The sequence below is a fragment of the Chamaesiphon polymorphus CCALA 037 genome, assembly GCF_003003845.1.
Classification (GTDB): domain Bacteria; phylum Cyanobacteriota; class Cyanobacteriia; order Cyanobacteriales; family Chamaesiphonaceae; genus Chamaesiphon; species Chamaesiphon polymorphus.
Genome location: NZ_PVWO01000471.1, coordinates 1 through 4,498 on the forward strand (window position 1 = coordinate 1; position 4,498 = coordinate 4,498).

At 43.8% G+C, this 4,498-nt stretch carries 6 protein-coding genes; 4 read left to right on the forward strand and 2 right to left on the reverse strand.

Going from position 1 to position 4,498, the window contains the following annotated elements:
- Positions 1–750 (reverse strand): redox-regulated ATPase YchF (gene ychF, locus C7B77_RS24615; RefSeq protein ID WP_106311133.1); only part of this gene is annotated, 750 nt, incomplete at its 3' end.
- A 269-nt stretch (positions 751–1,019) separates the two neighbouring features.
- Here ychF and C7B77_RS24620 point away from each other — a divergent pair.
- From C7B77_RS24620 to C7B77_RS24630, 3 genes are all read left to right on the forward strand, one after another.
- Positions 1,020–1,634, forward strand: a complete 615-nt coding sequence (locus tag C7B77_RS24620; RefSeq protein WP_106311136.1) for a hypothetical protein — start codon at positions 1,020–1,022, stop codon at positions 1,632–1,634.
- A 93-nt stretch (positions 1,635–1,727) separates the two neighbouring features.
- Positions 1,728–2,561 carry a M48 family metallopeptidase gene (locus C7B77_RS24625; protein WP_106311139.1) on the forward strand — a complete coding sequence of 278 codons (834 nt, stop codon included), beginning with the start codon at positions 1,728–1,730 and terminating at the stop codon, positions 2,559–2,561.
- 154 nt (positions 2,562–2,715) lie between these two features.
- Positions 2,716–3,576 carry a tRNA (5-methylaminomethyl-2-thiouridine)(34)-methyltransferase MnmD gene (locus C7B77_RS24630; RefSeq protein ID WP_106311142.1) on the forward strand — a complete coding sequence of 287 codons (861 nt, stop codon included), beginning with the start codon at positions 2,716–2,718 and terminating at the stop codon, positions 3,574–3,576.
- 535 nt (positions 3,577–4,111) lie between these two features.
- On the opposite strand, the gene C7B77_RS24640 is transcribed toward C7B77_RS24630, so the two are convergent.
- Positions 4,112–4,306, reverse strand: coding sequence for a DUF2949 domain-containing protein (locus tag C7B77_RS24640; RefSeq protein WP_106311148.1), 195 nt, complete (start codon positions 4,304–4,306; stop codon positions 4,112–4,114).
- Between C7B77_RS24640 and C7B77_RS30890 the strand changes: the two genes are divergently transcribed.
- On the forward strand, positions 4,306–4,498 hold a 193-nt coding region (locus tag C7B77_RS30890; RefSeq protein WP_219892269.1), incomplete at its 3' end, for a hypothetical protein. The genes C7B77_RS24640 and C7B77_RS30890 overlap by 1 nt on opposite strands.

Here is a 4,498-nt window from a genome sequence, read left to right on the forward strand (position 1 = left end):
GAGATGTGTATAAGAGACAGGTTCGGCTTCTACTTGAGCGGAAACGAGCGTGACTTGGGCATCTTCTTTGGCTGCAACCGCACGCACTTTCTCGACGAAAGCATTACCTGTAGCTAAGTCTTCTTCCGATACATTTGCGGCATAAATCATCGGTTTGCGGGTGAGCAATCCTAAGCCTTTAATACTGTCACTTTCTTCGTCGCTGAGTGTGACTTGGCGAGCTGCTTTGCCTGCGTTTAAATCGACTAGCAGTTTTTCTAGAGCTACGACTTCGATTTGAGCTTCTTTGCTGGTTCTGGCAGTTTTTCTGGCGCGATCGATCCGTTTCTCGATTTGGTCGATGTCGGCTAAAATCAGTTCGAGATTGATGACTTCAATATCTTGTTGGGGATCGACGACGCCCGAGACATGGATGATATCGTCGTCTTCAAAACAACGGACGACTTGCACGAGGGTATCGACTTCGCGAATGTGGGAGAGAAATTTACTCCCCAAACCTTCGCCCTGACTGGCTCCTTTGACTAATCCGGCAATATCGACAAATTCTACCCGCGTGGGGACGATGCTCTCGGAATTAACCATGTTGGCGAGGACTTGCAGCCGCTCGTCAGGAACGGAAACACTACCGACATTCGGCTCGATCGTGCAAAACGGATAGTTCGCAGCTTCAGCTTTGGCATTGGCAACTAGGGCATTAAATAATGTCGATTTGCCCACATTCGGCAGTCCAACGATTCCGGCTCTTAGCATTTTTAGTTTCAGGTGATGACAACTTCACTCGATTGATTATAACTGATTCTCGTTCCGTTCTCGTTTGCGAAGCGTCTCGAACGCCGAGGTTTGCCTTGGCATAGACGCTATGCCAGCCATGGCAGCAGGGCACGGTGCCAATGTTTCCACGGCACTGCGATCTGCACTAGTAACTTTCTGTGCCCACCACCCAAAACTTGAAATGTCACGATGTGGAGTGGGATAAATTGGGGAATAATAAAGCAAAGTAAATTTAACTATTTATTAACATGAACCTTATTCAAGATAAACTTAATGACTTATGGATATTATTCATTCGTCAAGTCAGTGCTCAAATTGGTTTTAGAGTAACTGATACCGAGCCTAATAAATTAATACTAGAGGCAGATTCATCAATTCCAGCGCGAGGGACGGGACTATGGCTAATTTTACTGATACTAATGCCATTTTACTCTGATTTATTGGTAGATCCTAACGATCCGGGTATCTTCAATGGATATGACTTCTATAACCATTCTGGGTCTATTCCCTGGAGAATTTGTCTAGCTTTGCCAGGATTGTGGGTCTTTTTTGTGTATGGAAAATTTACTCGATGCGTATTTGACAAAAATAACAACACGTTCGTATTAACACAGAAAGTTAAGTTGCTCCCTCAAAAAACAGAAGGAGATTTACAAGGGATTGCTGCAATAGATATTTTTCCAATTGAAAAACCATCCTGGATGATTTTTGGGAAGGAGACATTCACACACATTCAAGTCAATCTAATTCAACATTCAGGAGAAATAGTTTCGTTCATTTTCATGGAACGCAAAAGTGAAATAGATAATGTCGTTCGCAAGTATCGGAATATGTTGTGCGAATTTCTCAATCTACCTGCATAACGTTGAGTTGCCAGGTTGTGAGCACGCAAGAATTCATGCGAACGATCGCCATCGAGTATGGCATAATTAAATCTAAGTGCCAGGTTAAACTCAGTGACTAGACATATTTTCAAGGAACTGCGTCCCGAAAGCTATCGACATCCGCTAGATCGTCAAGCACTGATGAATCTAGAGAAAATGCCTGGGTTGTCGCTGCTGCTCAAAAAGATTAATGAGTATAGTATCGATCGATTGGTGCGGTTGCAAGTTCAGGGTGGCGATTTTCGGGTAAATGATGCCAACTTTCCCACATTGCATCAGGCTCTAATGGAAGCGGCGAGAATTTTGGATGTCAGTCCCGTTCCCGAATTATATCTGCATGAAGGTACGGGACATATTTCTTCTTATGCAGTCGGGGTCGAACAGCCTTCGATCGGGGTTAATCTAGAAGCGATGGAATGGCTTTCCCATGATGAATTACTATTTTTATTCGGACACGAGCTGGCTCGCATCAAGAGCGGTTATATAGCTTATCAGCAGTTATCTAATTTCATGCCGATGCTCAAAAGCGTGTTGAGTAATACGACATTGGGCTTGGGCGGGCTAGCTGCTAATGGGGTGGAGGTAGCACTCTATAATTGGATTGTGATGTCTAAATTTACCAGCGATCGTGCGGGTTTATTAGCTTGTCAAAATATCGATAGCGCGATCTCGACATTAATGAAGTTGAGCGGATTGCCTAATGAATATCTCAACAAACAAACGATCGATGCCTTTGAAGCGCAAGCTCGACAGTTCGATACTAACACCTTAAGCAATCTCGATCGCGTGACCAAAATTGTCAGCTTTATGAATTACCAAAGTCCTTGGGGTGTAATGCGAGCCGCAGAGTTGCTTGAATGGGCAGATTCGGGAGAATACTCCCGATTGCTAGAATTTTCGATCTAGCTTAACTATTATATTGTGGGATTTGAGAATAACAGATGCTAGCCTAACTTGCATTGCTTAGTCTTAGGCATTTAGGATAATAGAAGATGGGCATTCGCGGCGTGAGCCGAAAGAAGCCTAATACTTGGATGTTCGCACTCGCACTAACATTTATATGTCCAAATTTAACCCTTGGATCACCGATGATGGTTCTTATACCTTTTTTTCGGAGGAGTTTGGGCAGACTTTTCATAGTAAATTTGGTGCCAAGGAAGAATCGATCTTTAAATATGCGATTCCGACTTTATTAGCCGAAAAAGCTTGTCGCGGTCATTTGCAAATCTTAGATATTTGTTATGGATTGGGTTACAATAGTGCCGCAGCTTTGGCAACGATTTGGCGATCGAATCCCAATTGCAGTGTAGAAATTATTGCCTTAGAAATCGATCGATCTGTACCTATTTCGGCGATCGAACATAATTTGTTGAGCGATTGGGAAGAGCCGATTCCTTCATTATTAACTCAATTAGTCCAGACAGAATCGAGCGAGACAGCGCGATTGAATGCCCGATTGATTTTAGGCGACGCGCGACAGACGATCTCCGAGCCACTCGATCGAGGATTTCAAGCCGATGCAATTTTTCTCGATCCATTTTCACCAACCGCTTGTCCGCAATTATGGTCGATCGAATTTATCGATCGGGTGGCTAAATGTTGTGCTTCAGATGGGATAATTGCGACGTATTCATGTGCGTCCGCCGTTCGCACTGCGATGATAGAAGCCGGATTATTTGTCGGCGATACTAGCCCCGTTGGGAGAAAATCTCCAGGCACGATCGCGAGTTTTAATACCGCACAGATCGCCCCATTATCGCAACAAGAACGCGAACATCTCCAGACGCGAGCTGCAATTCCTTATCGCGATCCGACGTTATCTGATTCGATGGCTAAGATTATCATTCGGCGCGAATTAGAACAGGATGATTGTGGGTTGGAAACTACTTCGCAGTGGAAGAAGAGATGGAGGAATAATTGAGAATTGAGAATTGATAATTGATAATCGATCGAGGTAATTAATTATTTAATCCAAAGAGTGCCTGCGATTTCAATCGCGGCTAGTGTTGCGAAGTCCGCTGTCTTGTCGCGCTTCCTTTGTGCAACACATGCTTCAGGGTTCCTCCGCGTGGTTGTATCCGCTTTCCCGTCGGGAAACAAAGGTGTGCGCGCGCCGCCTACGCGGACTAATTTATCGATCTATTCATGCGGGGGATTGTTAGCAGCATCAAAGTCCGCGCTGAAATGAAATTTCGCGCTCATAGCAAAAGTTATCTAAAGATAACTGAAGGATCGATCCACATTCAATTAATCTGTAGGGGTGGGTTTATGCAGGTAATCGTCTTCGTGCTGGAAATCTCAAACAAAACCCACCCTCTTCACTAGGAATCGACGACTCTGTTCGATCGCATCATTCACCAACAACACAATATCGATCTGCAAAAACTGCTGATATCGATATTCCAGTTATAGATTAACTCGTACCGACGGATCGATCGCACCGATCGCGTAATTTTTCAAGAGCCTTCCATCCAATCGTAGATTCGATCGAGTTGTTCGATCGTGACTAGGCCGTATTGCCATAAAATCATTGGTAATGGGCCGGGATTTTGTTCTACATGCTTGAGTGCGACTGACATCGATGAAGCCGAAATAGCTAAATCCTCTTGTAAAAATTGAATTAATTTTGCTAAATGAGTAGGTAAAATCATTGCTGTACCTCTGGCTGAATTTTAAAACTGTATTTACAGGTGTTGTTGGTAGTTGCTATTTAAAGACCGAGCGGCAAGTTTTAACTGTTTTTTATATTTATTTGCAACCCAGCCGTTGGGATCGACTAAGTTCCTCAATTATTAGATTAGTGTTATTTTGTGAGGAAATCGTGAGGATGGGTGGATGGGTGG

What these genes read in the sequence shown, in the direction of transcription:
- C7B77_RS24620 (WP_106311136.1), top strand. Translation starts at nt 1,020, where the DNA reads ATGAACCTTATTCAAGATAAACTTAATGACTTATGGATATTATTCATT.
- C7B77_RS24630 (WP_106311142.1), top strand. Translation starts at nt 2,716, where the DNA reads ATGTCCAAATTTAACCCTTGGATCACCGATGATGGTTCTTATACCTTT.
- C7B77_RS24640 (WP_106311148.1), bottom strand. Translation starts at nt 4,306, where the DNA reads ATGATTTTACCTACTCATTTAGCAAAATTAATTCAATTTTTACAAGAG.